A 15,171-nucleotide genomic window follows, 5' to 3' on the forward strand; every position below is an offset into this window, starting at 1 on the left:
TGGCTGCAGAGCCGGTCGGGCCGCTTTTCTTGGCAGCTTTTCTTGGCAGCTTTCCTTGGCCGCTTTCCTTGGCCGCTTGCCCCGTCCTACGAGAGGGCCCGATGCCTGGCGAGCGGCGGGTTCTTGGCGAAGTAGCGCGCAATGCCGGTGGCCAGGGCCTCGACGAGCTTGTCCTGGTACGCCGGGTCGCGCAGCTTGGCTTCCTCTTCGGGGTTGGAGATGAAGGCGGTCTCGACCAGGATGGACGGGATGTCGGGCGCCTTCAAGACCACGAAGCCCGCCTGTTCGACCTGCTTCTTGTGCAGGCGGCCGACCCGGCCGATCTGGCCCAGCACCTCGGAGCCGAGTCGCATGCTGTCCTTGATCTGGGCCGTGGTGCTCATGTCCAGCAGGGCCCGCAGCACCGCAGAGTCCTTGACCTTGCCGACATTGATGCCACCGATCTGGTCGGAGGAGTTCTCCTTGGCGGCCATCCAGCGCGCGGCCGTGCTGCTGGCAGCGCCGTCGCTCAGCGCAAAGACCGAGGCGCCGCGCGCCTGCGGTGTGAAGAAGGCATCGGCATGGATGGAGACGAACAGATCGGCTTGCACGCGCCGTGCCTTGCGAACACGGTCCTGCAGGGGCACGAAGAAGTCGGCATCTCGGGTCAGCATGACGCGGATGTTGCGATTGGCATGCAGCCGTTCGCGCAGCTTCAGGGCCACGGCCAGCACCACGTCCTTTTCCTTCAGGCCGCTCGGGCCGACCGCACCTGGGTCTTCGCCGCCGTGGCCGGGGTCGAGTGCGATCACGATCAGCCGGTCGAGCTGGCGCTGGGTGGGCAGGGGCAGCACAGCGGAGGCCGAGGGAATTGCAGCGCTTGCGGCGGGAGTGGGCGGTGTCGGCGGCGCCGATGCTGCGGCTCGCAACGCACTGGCCGCCAGCTCGGGCCTGCGCGGCAACTCGGGCGGCCGCTCGATCTTGCGCAGCAATTCGCCCAGTGCATCGTTCACCGCCTCCGCCGCCTTGGCCTCGGCCTGTTCCTTCTCGCGCACCAGGGCCAGCAAAGGGTCGGGCTCCTCGGCAGGATGCAGGTCGAACACCAGACGGTGCTGGTAGGGCGCGACCGGCTTCAGGGTGAAAATCTGCGGCGCCGCCGGCTGCTTCAGGTCCAGCACGATGCGCACCACGGTCGGCTGGTTCTGCCCGACCCGAACGCCGGCGATGTAGGGATCATCCGCTCGCACCTTCTTGATCAGCTCGCGCAGGCCCGGGCTCAGCTCCAGGCCGTCAATGTCGATCACCAGGCGGTCGGGCTTGTCGACGGTGAAATGGCGGACCGACAGCGGCGTGTCCGATTCCAGCGTGACCCGCGTGTATTCCTCGGCCGGCCAGACGCGCACGGCCACGATGCTGGCCCCGTTCGGCATGGCACGCAGCAGCTGCGGCGCCTGCAGAAGCAGCACCAGGCTGCCGGCTCCGCGCAAGAGTTTGCGGCGGGTCACGCAGACGGCTCCAGCGTCTTCAGGATCGCCTGACCCAGAGGCGTGCCCGCCTCCAGGCGCACGCTGCGGCTCTCGTCATCCTCGCTCTTCAAGTGGATGCAGAGGTCGGCCGGCGGCAACATGCCCGCGGCCTTCTCCGGCCATTCGCTGAGCTTCAGGCCCGGCGTCATGAAGACATCGCGAAAGCCGGCATCCGCCCATTCGCGCGGGTCGCTGAAGCGGTAGAAGTCGAAATGACTGACGGTTCCACGGTCCAGCTCGTAGCTCTCCAGCACGGCGTAACTCGGGCTCTTGATGCGGCCCTGGACGCCCAGCGCGCGCAGCAGATGCCGCACCAGCGTGGTCTTGCCGGCGCCGAGCGTGCCGTGCAGCTCGATGCTCGCAAGCAGCAGCTCGGGCGAGCGCGCCAGGGCTTGTGCGAATTGCTGGCAGGCGGCTTCGTCCTGCCAGCGCAGTTCACGGCTTTCTAGAATGGACAAATGTCTTCGACTCCGGGTGAACAACAAAACACGGGCTTCGATGGCCCGGCCTTGCTTGAACAATTGCGCGGCTGGGCCAGCGCGCTGGGATTCTCACAGATTGGCGTGGCCGATATCGATCTCGCCAGCGCCGAGGCCGGCCTGCTCGCCTGGCTGGAAGCCGGCCACCATGGCCGGATGAACTACATGGCGGCCCACGGTCTCAAGCGCGCCCGGCCGGCCGAGCTGCTGCCGGGCACGCTGCGCGTGATCACCGCCCGCATGGACTATCTGCCGGCTGATACCCCCGAGGGCTGGCAGGCCATTGAATGGCAGGGGCTGGACAAGCCCTCGCAGGCCCAGGTGTCGATCTATGCCCGCGGCCGCGACTATCACAAGGTCTTGCGCAACCGCCTGCAACAGCTCGCCAGCAAACTGGAGCAGGCGATCGGCCAGCTGGGCTATCGCGTCTTCACTGATTCAGCGCCGGTGCTGGAGGTGGAGCTGGCCACACGCTCGGGCCTGGGCTGGCGCGGCAAACACACCTTGACGCTGGACCGCGAAGCCGGCTCGATGTTCTTCCTGGGCGAAATCCTGGTCGATCTGCCGCTGCCCCTGACCCCGCCCACCAGCGCGCATTGCGGCCAGTGCAGCGCCTGCATCGACGTCTGCCCCACGCAGGCCATCATTGCGCCGTACCGGGTCGATGCAAGGCGTTGCATCTCTTACCTGACCATCGAAAGCGATGAACCGATTCCACTCGCACTGCGACCCTTGATCGGCAACCGCATCTACGGCTGCGATGACTGCCAGCTGGCCTGCCCCTGGAACAAGTTCGCGCGGCGCAGCACGCTCACAGACTTCGATGCCCGCCCGGCCCTGCAGGCGCCGACGCTGCTGGAGCTCTGGCGCTGGGATGAAAGCGAATTCCTGCGCCGCACCGAGGGCTCGGCCATCCGTCGCATCGGCTTCGAGCGCTGGCGGCGCAATCTGGCCGTGGCCATGGGCAACGCCATGCGAGCCGCCGATAGCGCGGCGCTGCGCGCGGCCCTGCTGGCAGCCCGGCCCGAGGCCTCGGCCCTGGTGGGGGAGCACATCGACTGGGCGCTGAGCGAAAGTCTGTAGTCGGCGGGCCCTGGCGAGGCGTTAGGCTAGCGTCCCGAACGGAGAAACCATGAAGTTGACGAGACGGGCACTGCTGCTGGGCAGCGCCGCCATCGCTTGCCCGAGCTGGGCCAAGCGCTATGAAGACCAGGAATTCGACGACACGATTCAGCTCGGCGGCAGCACGCTGGTACTGAACGGCACGGGCATCCGCGCCGTGGCGGTGTTCAAGGGCTATCTGGCTGCGCTCTACCTCACGCGCAAAGGCACGACGCCCGAGGCGGTCTTTGCCACACCCGGCGCCAAGCGGATCCAGGTGCGCTTGTTGATGGGTGTCGGCGTCGAGGAGTTCACCAAGGCCATCCGCAAGGGCGTTGCCCGCAACTGCACGCCCGAAGAGCAGCAGCAGTTTGCCGACAAGCTGGAAGTGCTGATCAAGAACATCGACCTGCTCGGCAAGCTCAGGAAGGGCGATGTGGTCAACCTGGACTACGTGCCGCAGCAGGGCACGCAAGTGACCCTGAACAACAAGCCCGTCGGCACGCCCGCGCCCGGCAACGAGCCGATGCTGGCCCTGCTCAAGGTCTTCCTGGGCGAGAAGCCGACCGACAAGCGGCTGAAGGCCGGCCTGCTGGACCAAGCCACTTCCTGATGGACAGGGCCGCTCGCGAGCAGAGCCAGCTGGGCATCGAGCGCTTTCTCGAGGCACTGTGGATCGAGGACGGCCTCTCCAGCAATACGCTGGCTGCCTACAAGCGCGATCTGCAATTGCTGGCCGACTGGCTGGCTGGCGAGCCGGGTCGGACACTCGACGCTTGCACCGAGCTCGACCTGCTCGGCTATCAGAGCAAACGCCATGCATCGAGCAAGGCCACCAGCGCCAACCGGCGACTGAGTGTCTTCAAGCGCTACTTCCGCTGGGGCCTGAGGGAAGGGCGGCTGCGCGAGGACCCCAGCCTGAGGCTACACAACGCCAAGCAGGCGCTGCGCGTGCCCAAGACCCTCAGCCAGGCCCAGGTCGAGGCGCTTCTGCATGCGCCGGACACCGATACCGCGCTCGGCCTGCGCGACCGCGCGATGCTGGAGCTCATGTATGCGAGCGGCCTGCGCGTCAGCGAGCTGGTCACCTTGAAAAGCGTGCATGTCGGCCTGAAGGAAGCAGCGCTGCGCGTGACCGGCAAGGGCGACAAGGAAAGGCTGGTTCCCTTTGGCGAAGAGGCCCATGGCTGGCTGCTGCGCTATCTCGCCGAGTCGCGCGCCTCGCTGCTGGCGGGCCAGCGCTGCGATGAGCTCTTCGTCACCATCCGCGGCGCCGGCATGACGCGGCAGATGTTCTGGAACCTGGTCAAGAAGTACGCGCTGCTGGCCGGCATCCGCAGCCCGATCTCGCCGCACACCTTGCGGCATGCCTTCGCCACCCATCTCCTGAACCACGGCGCCGACCTGCGCGCGGTGCAATTGCTGCTCGGCCATGCCGACCTGTCGACCACGCAGATCTATACCCATGTGGCGCGCGAAAGATTGCGCCAAATCCATGCGCTGCACCATCCGCGTGCCTAGGTCTTGCCCATACCAGTGGAAGCCCTAGCTGGGGAGAGCTCCCTAGGTGGTTCGATACCAACAACTGAAACATTTGCGTCGTCTCAAGGCTTGCCGAGCCGGCCAAGCCTCTTCAGCATTGCGGCTTCGCAAAACAACAGCCGCCCTTCGAGGAGCCTTAGTGATGAACTTCAAGCTGAACCTTCTTGCCGCCGCCAGCCTGGCCGCTCTTGCCGCACCCGCGCTGGCCCAGCAAGCGCCGGCCGCACCGGCTGCCGACCGCCAGGTGCTGGAAACCGTGGTGGTCACGTCGCAAAAGCGCGTGGAGGACGCGCGCAAGGTGCCGCTCAGCGTCACCGCCATCGGTGGCGAGGCCTTGAAGGAAGGCCAGATCCTGGATTTCGCCGACCTGACCCGCAACCTGCCCAATGTCTCGTTCAGCAGCCAGGGCGGCGCCGGTCTCTCGACCATTGAAATCCGCGGCGTCAGCTCGCAGGCCGGTTCGGCCACCGTGGGCGTCTATCTCGACGACGTGTCGCTGACCACGCGCAATCTCTACAGCCAAGGCACGGCCGAGCCGCGGTTCTTCGACCTGGAGCGCGTGGAGGTGCTGCGCGGCCCGCAAGGCACGCTCTATGGCGCCGGCTCCATGGGCGGCACGCTGCGCTTCATCAGCAAGCAGCCGGACCTGAAGCGTTTCAGCGGTGATGTGCTGGCCGAAGTCAGCAGCACCAGCCACGGCGGCGCCAACTACATGGCGCAAGGCGTGATCAACGTGCCGCTGCAGCCCGGCGTTGCCGCGCTGCGCATCGGCGTGCAGGCCGGCCATGACGCAGGCTATATCGACCAGGTCAGCCCCAAGACGCTGCAGGTGATCGACAAGGGCATCAACGACGTGGACTGGACCGTCCTGAAGCTGTCGGCCAAGTTCAAGTTCAACGAGTCCTGGAGCCTGACGCCGGCGCTGTTCTACCAGCACAGCAAGAGCAAGGACATCGACGCTTCCTACCTCGCCGTGGGCAGCTACCAGGAGTTCAACGCCGACAAGCCACTGGCCTTGTTCCAGACTTCCAAGATCATGCGCGAGCCGGGCGACGACAAGCTGACCGTGCCCTCGCTGACCCTGAATGGCGACCTCGGCTTTGCCGACTTCACAGCCATCGCCAACACCTACCAGCGCAAGTTCAATCGCACGCAGGATGGCACCAGCATCAACTCCAGCTACATCGGCAGCCTGATCTCCAATCCGGCTGTGTCCAGCATCGTCACCTACCTGCCGTCGGCCGTCTACCTGGACAACAAGATCGACCAGCGCTCGCTGGAGCTGCGCCTGGCGTCCAAGGACTACCAGGACGGCGGCGTGCCTATCACCTGGGTGGCCGGCCTTTACAGCGCCTCGACCAAGACCGACGTGGCCGACAACGAGCCGGTGTTCGGCATCACCCAGGCCTTCACCAAGAACGGCGTCAACATCTATGACCCGAACCAGTGGGTGGAAGACTCGGGCATCTACACCGGCGCATTCACGGGCGACAACAGCTACTTCAGCGCCCGCCACTACAACACCAAGCAGAACTCGGTGTTCGGCGAGATGACCTATCACTTCGGCAAGACGCTGCGCGCCACCGTCGGCATACGCTACCTGCGCTCCAGCGAAGGTTTCAAGCGCGAAGGCGACTTCTTCTTCGCCGGCGGCCCATCCACCACAGGCATCGACACCAAGGCCAACAAGAGCACGCCGCGCTTTGCCCTGACCTGGGATGTGGATGCCGACACCAGCCTCTACGCCAACGTGGCCGATGGCTTCCGCCTGGGCGGCGCCAACCGTCCGATCCCGGCCATCGCCGCCAATATCAGCGATCTGGCCAAGCTCGGAATGAGCTTCGCGCAGACCGCCGCCTTCGGCCCGGACAGCCTGCGCAGCTACGAGGTCGGCAGCAAGTCGCGCCTGATGGGCGGCAAGGTGATGCTGAACCTGGCGGCCTATCACATCGACTGGAAGAACATCCAGCAGGACGTCTACCTGCCCACCGCCGGCTTCGACTTCGAGACCAATGTCGGCAAGGCCACCAGCGACGGCCTCGAGTTCGAGCTGAAGGCGCGCGTCACGCCCAACTTCACGCTCACCAGTGGCGGCGGCTACAACAAGGCGGTGTTCGCCGAGGACGTGCCTTCGCTGGGCACGGGCGACGATGGCCTGCCCAATGTGCGCAAGGGCGACAGCATCCAGGGCGTGCCCAAGTACAGCTTCAAGCTGGGCGGCGAGTACCTGTTCAAGCTCGGCGAGCTTGACAGCGTGTTCCGCCTCAACGCGCAATGGACCGGCGCCAGCCACGGCTCCCTGGTTCGCGGCGAGCCCGACTACGACCGCCCGGCCTACATGACGGTGGACGCGAGCTGGGGCATCAACTTCGACAAGTGGGATCTGAACTTCTCGATCAAGAACGCCGGCAACAACCACAAGGTCTTGCAGCAGCCCAACATCCAGTCGGTGCGGCAGGCTTACTACATGAAGCCGCGCACCATCGGCGTTTCGCTGAGCGGCACGTTCTAAGCTGGGCTCAGGCCGCAACCCGGTTGCGGCCTGCCGCCTTGGCGGCATAGAGCGCCTGATCGGCAGCGCTGATCAGAGCGTGCATCCCGGCCGGGCTGCCGGCCAGTCCGCTGGCGCAGCCAATGCTGATCGTGACGTGGCCATCCTGGCAGCCAGGATGTGGGATCGCCAGCGCCTCAACGGCCTGGCGAGCCCGCTCCGCCACCTGCATCGCACCCTCGACATCGCTGCCCTGGAGCAGCGCGATGAACTCCTCGCCGCCATAGCGGGCCAGCAGGTCGCCTGGACGAGCCAGCGACAAGCGCAAGGCACTCGCCACCTGGCGCAGGCACTCATCACCGCTGGCATGGCCCAAGGTGTCATTGAGGCGCTTGAAGTGGTCGATATCCAGCATCAGCACCGCCAGCGTACGGGGCGGCGCATCAGCCTGCGCAGTGGCTTCGCTCAGCACATGGTCGAGGTAGTGGCGGTTGGCCACGCCGGTCAGGGCATCGGTCCAGGCCAGGGTCTGCAGCTCGACGCGTTGCCTGTGCAGCGTGTCGCCACGCTCCAACTGGCGCACCTGGGTCAGCACCGAGCGCAGGCCGTAGCCCACCACGCCCAGCACCACGCCCGCCGCGCCCATGGCGTAGTCGATGCGGATCAGGACCAGGGACACGACGACCAGGGTGCAGGCAATCAGGATGGGGCTGGCACTGCGCACCAGGCGCTGGCGCGGCAGGTCGATCGGACGCTGCGCGGCCTCGGCGCGTGGCTTGGTCACCTTCAGCGCGCGCCAGGCCAGCAAGGCAAAAGCCAAGGTCACGACCGAGCTGTGCTCGGGGCCAAACTCCGGCCGCCCGGCGACATAGTGGTCGTTGATGCCGGCGATCAGGAGATAGGCCACTTCATACCAGGCCACGGCGGCGAACAGGTCGCGCTCCGAACGGTCTTGCGCCACCCAGCAGCGCACCAGGGCACCGGCGCTCAGGAACAGGTTCTGCGCATCGATCAGCCAGATCAGCGCATGGACGCCGGCCTCGTCCGGCGCGCCGCGCGCGGTGAGCATGCCCCAGGTGACCTGGAAGAACAGATAGCCCAGCCCCAGGGCCAGCACGGCATCGATTAGGCGCACCAGGTGGCGGCGGCCACTTCGCGGCTCGCTGGCGAGCAGGTAGACCACGGGCACGCCGGCCAGCTGAAAGGCCAGCATCGCCTCGCGGTACATCTCGTTGACGCGGCCCTGTATCCACTCATGCCACAGATTGCCCATGGCGCCCAAGGACCAGATCAGCACGCCCAGCGCCAGGACCCACCAGAGCTTGCGCTCCCGGCGGCTTTTCTCGCGCCGGGAGCGCCAGTACAGCGCCAACGCGGCCAGCAGCGGTGCCGCCACCATGGCGATATAGGCAACCGGCCCGCGCTGCTGGGGCAGCAGGAAGAGCAGGGCGGCTTGGAGCAGGAGCAGGGAGAACGGCAGCAGAATGGGCATTTGCGAAAGCGACAGAATCGGCAGAATCAGCAGCAGGGGTCAGGTCATGTCCAGACGGCCGGCCGATTTTGCAGGCGATTGCAGACTACCCCCCGCACCTCGGTGCGCACAACAGAAAATAGGCGCCCATGGACCACAGTTTCCTCTCCGCCCTGATCCTCTTGCTGCTGGTGCTGGATCCGCTGGGCAGCCTGCCCATCTTCATCCCCATCATGCGGGAGGTGCCGAAAGCGCGGCGGACTCGGGTGGCCATCCGCGAGGTGGGCATCGCCTTCTGCGTGCTGCTCGCCTTCATGTTCTTCGGCGAAACCTTTCTGCGGGTCATGCACCTGTCCGAGCGTTCGCTGGAAGTAGCCGGTGGTGTGATCCTGGTGATCATCGCGATCCGCATGATCTTCGGCAGCAGCGGTGATTCGTCCTATGGGCTGGAGCCCGGCAAGGAGCCGGTGATCTTTCCGCTGGCCGTGCCGCTCCTGGCCGGCCCCTCGGCCATGGCCACGGTGCTGCTGCTGGCCTCGCGCCAGCCCGACCGCATCTGGGAATGGATAGGCGCACTGGCCACGGCCATGGTCATCTCTTTCCTGACGCTCCTGCTGTGCGACCGCATCCGCAAGCTGCTGGGTGATTCAGTAGTCTCTGCGATCGAGAAGCTGATGGGCCTGGTGCTGACCGCCATCGCGGTGGAAATGGTGCTGGCCGGCTTGAAACGCTATTTCGTCGGCGGGCTCTGACCCGCGGCCTTGCGCGCGGCCCAGTCCGCTGCGCTCATGTCGTAGTAGGCCATGTCCCGCTCATAGAAGTGGCCCATGCGGCGAAACTGCATGCCCATGCGCTGCATGACGGTGGATGACGGCGTGTTCTCGACCATGCACACGGCACACAACAGAGGCGCATTCAGCGTCTCGAAGGCGAAGGTGCCCATGGCATGGGCGGCTTCCGAGGCGAAGCCCTTGCCCCAACGGTCCTGACGCAGGCGCCAGCCGGTTTCGAGCGGGCCAGCCGGGTCGCGGTTCAGATGCTGCACGCAGCCGGCGCCGATGATCTCGCCGCCGCTGAGCTCGACGAAGCTCCACCACGAGTAGCCGAACTCAGCCCAGCGCGCCTTGACGCGGTCGATCATGTCCTGCGTATCGGCCAGCGTGTCCGGCTTGCCGGTGATGTAGCGCATCACCAGCGGGTCGCTGTTGAGCTTGTGCAGGCCAGCCAGATGCGCATCGCTGCAGGGTTCCAGACGCAGGCGGGCGGTGGTCAGAAGGGGCATCGTGAGCGCGGTGCGAGAGACCGTTGGCAATACTGAGATGCGACCAAGTCTAGGCCCCGCCTCAACCCCTGCCATTCGTCCGAGCCTCTGGCGTGCGATGTCCTGGGCGGCTGGCGCTGGGGCATGGCAGAGGCATGCCCCTCCACTTCCCACAATACGGAAACCAGATTTCACATCGCAAGATTCCACATTGGTGCACTGCCGCAATTTTTCTCATCATGGTGAAAGTGATTTCACGATCCAATATCAATGCGCTAAGTGCTTGTTTTTGTTGATGAAGATTTTTAGTCTTATATAAGACATAAGTCTTCCGCTGGTCACGAGAGAGGAATAGATTTGAGTCCATCAAGTCAGCACGCTTTCTTGTCTCTCTACCAACCTCACTTGCCAAGCAGGAGCACACCATGACGACATTGACCCGCGAACAGCAGATCGCCGCCCTCGAGAAGGACTGGGCCGAGAACCCGCGTTGGAAGGGCATCAAGCGCGGCTACACCGCCGCCGACGTGGTGCGCCTGCGCGGTTCGCTGCAGATCGAGCACACGCTGGCCAAGCGCGGCGCCGAGAAGCTCTGGGGCCTGGTGAACACCGAGCCCTTCATCAATGCCCTGGGCGCGCTCACCGGCAACCAGGCCATGCAGCAGGTCAAGGCAGGCCTGAAGGCCATCTACCTGTCTGGCTGGCAAGTGGCCGGCGACGCCAACAGCAATGGCGAGATGTACCCCGACCAGTCGCTGTATTCGGTGGACTCGGTGCCCAAGGTCGTCAAGAAGATCAATGCCACCTTCAAGCGCGCTGACGAAATCCAATGGAGCGAAGGCAAGAACGACACCGACTACTTCGCGCCCATCGTGGCCGATGCCGAAGCTGGCTTCGGCGGCGTCTTGAATGCCTTCGAGTTGATGAAGTCCATGATCGAGGCGGGCGCCGCCGGCGTGCACTTCGAAGACCAGCTGGCCGCCGCCAAGAAGTGCGGCCACATGGGCGGCAAGGTGCTGGTGCCGACCCGCGAAGCCGTCGCCAAGCTCAACGCTGCCCGACTGGCTGCCGACGTGATGGGCACGCCCACCGTGCTGCTGGCCCGCACCGACGCCGAAGCCGGCGACCTGGTCACGAGCGACATCGACGACAACGACAAGCCTTTCTGCACCGGCGAGCGCACTGTCGAAGGCTTCTTCCGCACCCGCAACGGCCTTGATCAGGCGATCAGCCGCGGCCTGGCCTATGCCGAATACGCCGACATGATCTGGTGCGAAACCGGCAAGCCCGACCTGGCTTTCGCCAAGGCATTCGCCGACGCCATCCATGCGAAGTTCCCTGGCAAGCTCCTGGCCTACAACTGCTCGCCGTCCTTCAACTGGAAGAAGAACCTGGACGACGCCACCATCGCCAAGTTCCAGCGCGAGCTGGGCGCCATGGGCTACAAGTTCCAGTTCATCACGCTGGCCGGCTTCCACAGCCTGAACTACTCGATGTTCAACCTGGCCTACGGCTACGCCCGCAACAACATGAGCGCCTTCGTGGAGCTGCAGGAAGCCGAGTTCGCCGCTGCCGAGAAGGGCTTCACCGCCGTCAAGCATCAGCGTGAAGTGGGCACGGGTTACTTCGACGCCGTCACCACCACCATCGAGCGCGAGGCCTCCACCGCGGCCTTGAAGGGCTCGACCGAAGACGAACAGTTCTTCGACAAGAAGCACGGCTGATCACAGCCAGGCGGGCCTCGGTTGAGGCCATCCCGAGAGCCCGGCGATCCCGGGCTCTTTCTCATTTCAGGGCCAGGCCTACATCGAATCGCGCAGCATCTGCCGGTAGTCCTCGGCGCTGGCCAGGCGCGGATTGGTCTTGTGGCAGTGGTCGAGCAGGGCATGCTCGATCACCGCATCGAACAGGCTCTCCGTGACGCCCATCGCAGCGAGGCCCGAAGCGAGACCCAGGCGGGCATTCATGGCCTTGATGGCCTCAGCCACTGCATGACCCGCCGCATCGCTGCCTTCGAGCCCCATGGCTTGCGCCATGCGCTGCAGCCGACCTTCGTTTTGCAGGCTCGGGTGTGCCGCATTGAATCGCACCACGGCCGGCAGGAACATGGCGTTCAAAGTGCCGTGATGCAGACGCGGGTTCACGCCGCCCAGCGAATGGCTCAGCGAATGCACACAGCCCAGCCCCTTCTGGAATGCCATCGCGCCCTGCATGCTGGCGCTCATCATGTTCATGCGCGCTTCTCGATCGCTCCCGTCGCGCGTGGCCCGCTCGATATGCCCCCAGCCGCGGCGCAAGCCTTCCAGCGCAATGCCATCGGCCGGCGGATTGAAGGCGGCCGACATGAAGGTCTCCATGCAATGCGCGATCGCGTCCATGCCGGTGGCGGCGGTCAGGAGCGGGGGCAGTGCGAGCGTGAGTTCGGGGTCGCAGATCGATGCCTTGGGCATCAGCTCCCAGTTATGGAATCCGAGCTTGCGGCCATCGTCCACGATGATGATGGCGCCGCGCGCCACTTCGCTCCCGGTGCCGGCCGTGGTGGGCACAGCGATCACCGGCGCCACCGCCGACGTGATCCTGGTGCTGCCGCCTTCGATGGTGGCGTAGGTCTTCAAAGGCCCCGGATGCGTGGCGACAATCGCCACGCCCTTGGCCAGGTCAAGACTGGATCCGCCGCCAATGGCGACGAGGCCGTCGCAGCCGGCGCTCCGGTACTGCTCTACGGCCAGGCGCACCGCAGCCTCGGTTGGGTTGCTGGGTGTGGCGTCGAAGATGGCCATCGCCTCGCCACCAAAAGCCGCCAGCGCCTGGTCGAGCACGCCGGCCGCACGCACACCAGCGTCGGTCACGATCAGGGGCTTCTTGATGCCGACCCGCGCGCATTCCTGCGGCAAGAGGGCGGCCGCACCGAAGTCGAGCTGGATCTGGGTGAGGTACTGGATCAGGGCCATGCAACGCCTCTCTGACAAAATCGCATTTCGATTGATGGGGCGAGCCTAAGCCCTGGAGCCCTTCTTGAGTAGCACATTGTTGACACCGCGCATGGCCGGTGTTCTGGAGCGCATCCACCGCGCCCACCGTCCCGCCTTCCACAGCCTCACACCGAAGCAGGCGCGCATCGCCTACCTGATGGGCGCTGAAATTCTCGACCTGCCGCGCGCGCCGCTGCCCCGGGTCGAGAACCTGACCGTGCCTGGTGCCGAAGGCGGACTCTCTGCGCGGCTCTATGCGCCGAGCGATGCCAAGCTGCCGGTCCTGCTGTACTTTCACGGCGGCGGCTTCACCATCGGCAGCATCGAGACGCACGACAGCTTGTGCCGCCAGCTTGCGCTGCGCTCGGGTGCGGCCGTGATCTCGCTGGACTACCGGCTGGCGCCCGAGCACAGGTTCCCGGCGGCGGTGGACGATTGCTGGGCCGTGATGAAGTGGCTGGCCAGCGCCGCTGAATCACTGGGGCTGGATGGCGCACGCATCGCCGTGGGTGGCGACAGCGCCGGCGGCACGCTGGCCGCGGTCAGCGCCCTGCATGCGCGGGACATCGGCTTGAAGCTCGCGCTGCAACTGCTGATCACACCCGGCACCACGGCCCATGCCGACACGCCATCGCACAAGCTGTTTGCCAATGGCTTCCTGCTCGACGCCGCGTCCATCGCCTGGTTTTTCGACCACTACATTGCCCACAACCACAAGCGTGACTGGCGCTTCGCCCCGCTGGAAGCGGACGACCATGGCGATCTGGCCCCGGCCTGCGTGCTGCTGGCCGAATGCGACCCGCTGGTCGACGAAGGCCTCGCCTATGCTGACCTCCTGCGCGCCAACGGCAATGAGGTCGAGTTGGAGCTGGTGCGCGGCGTGACCCATGACTTCATCAAGATGGGCCGCTCCATTCCCGAAGCCATCACCGCGCTGGAGACCTGCGCGCAAGCGATCAAGAGGGCACTGAATCCATGAGTACGACGAGCAGCATCCAGCGCCGGGACTTCCGCCACTTCGAGCGCCTGCGGGTGCGCTGGGCGGAGATCGATGCGCAGAAGATCGTCTTCAACGGCCACTACCTGGCCTATGTCGACACCGCCGTCGGCGGCTACTGGCGCGCGCTGGCCTTGCCGTACGCAGAGACCATGGAGCAACTCGGTGGCGACCTGTTCGTGCGCAAGTCCACGCTCGAATACCTGGGGTCGGCCCGCTATGACGACCAGCTCGACATCGGCGTGCGCACGCTGAAGATCGGCAACAGTTCGATGACCATTCAAGCCGCCGTGTTCCGCGGCGAGGAGCTGCTGGTGCACGGCGAGCTGGTCTATGTGTTTGCCGACGCCGCGAGCCAGGTGCCCAAGGCCGTGCCGCAGGCCTTGCGCGCCGCCATCGAGGCCTTCGAGGCCGGCGAAGCGATGGTGACGGTCAAGCTCGGTGAATGGTCAGCCCTGGGCGGCGATGCCCAGCGAATCCGGCAGCAAGTTTTTGTCGACGAGCAGAAGATTCCGGCCGAGATGGAATGGGATGCCGCCGATGAAGGCTGCCTGCACGCCGTGGCCTACAACCGCTTCGGCCGCGCCCTGGCCACCGGGCGGCTGCTGGAGCACGTACCCGGCGTTGCAAAGGTCGGCCGCATGGCCGTGCTGCGCGGCATGCGCAGCGGCCGCATTGGCAGAGAGGTGCTGGACGCATTGATGCGCGAGGGCCGGGTGCGCGGCTATCGCGAAGTGCTCCTCCATGCGCAGCTGTCGGCGCTGAACTTCTATCTGCGTGCCGGCTTTGTGGAGCGCGGGGAGCGATTCGAGGAGGCTGGCATTGGGCATGTGGAGATGGTTCGGGGGCTGTGAGCCCTTGCGAGACCAACGGCGAAATCAGGCAGAAGGTCAGCTTCCTGCCTGAGCAAGCGCCGCGCCGTAGACCTCGACGAACTCCGCCGGCATCCGCTTTGGCTTGCCGCTGCTCATCTCGATGCAGATCAGCTCCCAGCGGCCACGCATCAGCGTCACGCCGTCGGCTGCGCGCTTCAATTCGAAGCGCCGCTCCATCGCCAGCTTGCCGTCGCTGCCGGTGAGCCAGGTGCCCAGCAGCAGCGCTTCGCCGAGCAGCGAGGGCAGCAAGTAGTCGTACTCGCCGCGGCGGATCGCCATCGCGCGGTCCAGGCGCTGGTAGTCAGCCAGGCTCAGGCCCAGATATTCAGAGTGCGCCCAGGCGACTTTCTCGCACCACTGCACATAGACGGCGTTGTTGGTGTGATTGAGCCCGTCGATGTCCGCAGGCTGCGGCTGTACGGCCAAGGTAAAAGGCGCTTCAAGGTCCCATTCCATGGCCGCCAGCTTAGCAGCGGC

The 15,171-nt window shown here is 65.6% G+C and carries 14 protein-coding genes; 8 read left to right on the top strand and 6 right to left on the bottom strand.

Annotation, left to right across the window (positions count from 1 at the left end):
• Positions 1-86: 86 nt before the first annotated feature.
• On the bottom strand, positions 87-1,484 hold the full coding sequence (locus tag ABT392_RS07735) for an N-acetylmuramoyl-L-alanine amidase (RefSeq protein ID WP_395386126.1): 1,398 nt from the start codon (positions 1,482-1,484) through the stop codon (positions 87-89).
• Positions 1,481-1,963: a tRNA (adenosine(37)-N6)-threonylcarbamoyltransferase complex ATPase subunit type 1 TsaE gene (gene tsaE / locus ABT392_RS07740; RefSeq protein WP_334276810.1), complete on the bottom strand. Its 483-nt coding sequence runs from the start codon at positions 1,961-1,963 to the stop codon at positions 1,481-1,483. Before tsaE ends, ABT392_RS07735 begins: the two co-directional genes overlap by 4 nt.
• On the opposite strand from tsaE, the gene queG reads away from it, so the two are divergent.
• The 4 genes from queG (at position 1,964) to ABT392_RS07760 (ending at position 7,139) form a co-directional block, all read left to right on the top strand.
• Positions 1,964-3,067, top strand: a complete 1,104-nt coding sequence (gene queG, locus ABT392_RS07745; RefSeq protein WP_395386125.1) for a tRNA epoxyqueuosine(34) reductase QueG — start codon at positions 1,964-1,966, stop codon at positions 3,065-3,067.
• A 49-nt stretch (positions 3,068-3,116) separates the two neighbouring features.
• Complete coding sequence (locus tag ABT392_RS07750; RefSeq protein WP_334276808.1) at positions 3,117-3,698, top strand: chalcone isomerase family protein; 582 nt, start codon at positions 3,117-3,119, stop codon at positions 3,696-3,698.
• A complete protein-coding gene (xerD, locus tag ABT392_RS07755; protein WP_334276807.1) occupies positions 3,698-4,606 on the top strand; it encodes a site-specific tyrosine recombinase XerD in 909 nt (302 codons plus the stop codon). Before ABT392_RS07750 ends, xerD begins: the two co-directional genes overlap by 1 nt.
• Positions 4,607-4,769: 163 nt before the next feature.
• On the top strand, positions 4,770-7,139 hold the full coding sequence (locus ABT392_RS07760; RefSeq protein ID WP_395386124.1) for a TonB-dependent receptor: 2,370 nt from the start codon (positions 4,770-4,772) through the stop codon (positions 7,137-7,139).
• 7 nt (positions 7,140-7,146) lie between these two features.
• On the opposite strand, the gene ABT392_RS07765 is transcribed toward ABT392_RS07760, so the two are convergent.
• Complete coding sequence (locus tag ABT392_RS07765) at positions 7,147-8,610, bottom strand: GGDEF domain-containing protein (protein WP_395386123.1); 1,464 nt, start codon at positions 8,608-8,610, stop codon at positions 7,147-7,149.
• Between the two features lie 128 nt (positions 8,611-8,738).
• Here ABT392_RS07765 and ABT392_RS07770 point away from each other — a divergent pair, with 128 nt between their 5' ends.
• A complete protein-coding gene (locus ABT392_RS07770) occupies positions 8,739-9,341 on the top strand; it encodes a MarC family protein (protein ID WP_334276804.1) in 603 nt (200 codons plus the stop codon).
• On the opposite strand, the gene ABT392_RS07775 is transcribed toward ABT392_RS07770, so the two are convergent.
• Positions 9,320-9,871: a GNAT family N-acetyltransferase gene (locus ABT392_RS07775; RefSeq protein ID WP_334276803.1), complete on the bottom strand. Its 552-nt coding sequence runs from the start codon at positions 9,869-9,871 to the stop codon at positions 9,320-9,322. The two genes, ABT392_RS07770 and ABT392_RS07775, sit on opposite strands and share 22 nt — an antisense overlap.
• 404 nt (positions 9,872-10,275) lie before the next feature.
• Between ABT392_RS07775 and aceA the strand changes: the two genes are divergently transcribed.
• Positions 10,276-11,574, top strand: coding sequence for an isocitrate lyase (aceA, locus tag ABT392_RS07780; RefSeq protein ID WP_395386122.1), 1,299 nt, complete (start codon positions 10,276-10,278; stop codon positions 11,572-11,574).
• Positions 11,575-11,652: 78 nt separating this feature from the next.
• Here aceA and ABT392_RS07785 read toward each other — a convergent pair whose 3' ends face one another.
• A complete protein-coding gene (locus ABT392_RS07785; protein ID WP_395386121.1) occupies positions 11,653-12,801 on the bottom strand; it encodes an iron-containing alcohol dehydrogenase in 1,149 nt (382 codons plus the stop codon).
• Between the two features lie 91 nt (positions 12,802-12,892).
• Between ABT392_RS07785 and ABT392_RS07790 the strand changes: the two genes are divergently transcribed.
• Both ABT392_RS07790 and ABT392_RS07795 read left to right on the top strand, forming a co-directional pair.
• Positions 12,893-13,801 carry an alpha/beta hydrolase gene (locus tag ABT392_RS07790; RefSeq protein WP_395386844.1) on the top strand — a complete coding sequence of 303 codons (909 nt, stop codon included), beginning with the start codon at positions 12,893-12,895 and terminating at the stop codon, positions 13,799-13,801.
• Positions 13,798-14,673 carry a YbgC/FadM family acyl-CoA thioesterase gene (locus tag ABT392_RS07795; protein ID WP_334276801.1) on the top strand — a complete coding sequence of 292 codons (876 nt, stop codon included), beginning with the start codon at positions 13,798-13,800 and terminating at the stop codon, positions 14,671-14,673. The genes ABT392_RS07790 and ABT392_RS07795 overlap by 4 nt, the downstream gene beginning before the upstream one ends.
• Before the next feature lie 36 nt (positions 14,674-14,709).
• Here ABT392_RS07795 and ABT392_RS07800 read toward each other — a convergent pair whose 3' ends face one another.
• Positions 14,710-15,150, bottom strand: coding sequence for an acyl-CoA thioesterase (locus tag ABT392_RS07800; RefSeq protein ID WP_334276800.1), 441 nt, complete (start codon positions 15,148-15,150; stop codon positions 14,710-14,712).
• Positions 15,151-15,171 lie beyond the last annotated feature (21 nt).

The sequence above is a fragment of the Paucibacter sp. JuS9 genome, from assembly GCF_044043925.2.
Classification (GTDB): Bacteria; Pseudomonadota; Gammaproteobacteria; order Burkholderiales; family Burkholderiaceae_C; genus JAUASW01.

Coding starts and splice junctions, on each gene's coding strand:
- queG (WP_395386125.1), top strand. CDS start 1,964: ATGTCTTCGACTCCGGGTGAACAACAAAACACGGGCTTCGATGGCCCG.
- ABT392_RS07750 (WP_334276808.1), top strand. CDS start 3,117: ATGAAGTTGACGAGACGGGCACTGCTGCTGGGCAGCGCCGCCATCGCT.
- xerD (WP_334276807.1), top strand. CDS start 3,698: ATGGACAGGGCCGCTCGCGAGCAGAGCCAGCTGGGCATCGAGCGCTTT.
- ABT392_RS07760 (WP_395386124.1), top strand. CDS start 4,770: ATGAACTTCAAGCTGAACCTTCTTGCCGCCGCCAGCCTGGCCGCTCTT.
- ABT392_RS07765 (WP_395386123.1), bottom strand. CDS start 8,610: ATGCCCATTCTGCTGCCGTTCTCCCTGCTCCTGCTCCAAGCCGCCCTG.
- ABT392_RS07770 (WP_334276804.1), top strand. CDS start 8,739: ATGGACCACAGTTTCCTCTCCGCCCTGATCCTCTTGCTGCTGGTGCTG.
- ABT392_RS07775 (WP_334276803.1), bottom strand. CDS start 9,871: ATGCCCCTTCTGACCACCGCCCGCCTGCGTCTGGAACCCTGCAGCGAT.
- aceA (WP_395386122.1), top strand. CDS start 10,276: ATGACGACATTGACCCGCGAACAGCAGATCGCCGCCCTCGAGAAGGAC.
- ABT392_RS07785 (WP_395386121.1), bottom strand. CDS start 12,801: ATGGCCCTGATCCAGTACCTCACCCAGATCCAGCTCGACTTCGGTGCG.
- ABT392_RS07790 (WP_395386844.1), top strand. CDS start 12,893: ATGGCCGGTGTTCTGGAGCGCATCCACCGCGCCCACCGTCCCGCCTTC.
- ABT392_RS07795 (WP_334276801.1), top strand. CDS start 13,798: ATGAGTACGACGAGCAGCATCCAGCGCCGGGACTTCCGCCACTTCGAG.
- ABT392_RS07800 (WP_334276800.1), bottom strand. CDS start 15,150: ATGGAATGGGACCTTGAAGCGCCTTTTACCTTGGCCGTACAGCCGCAG.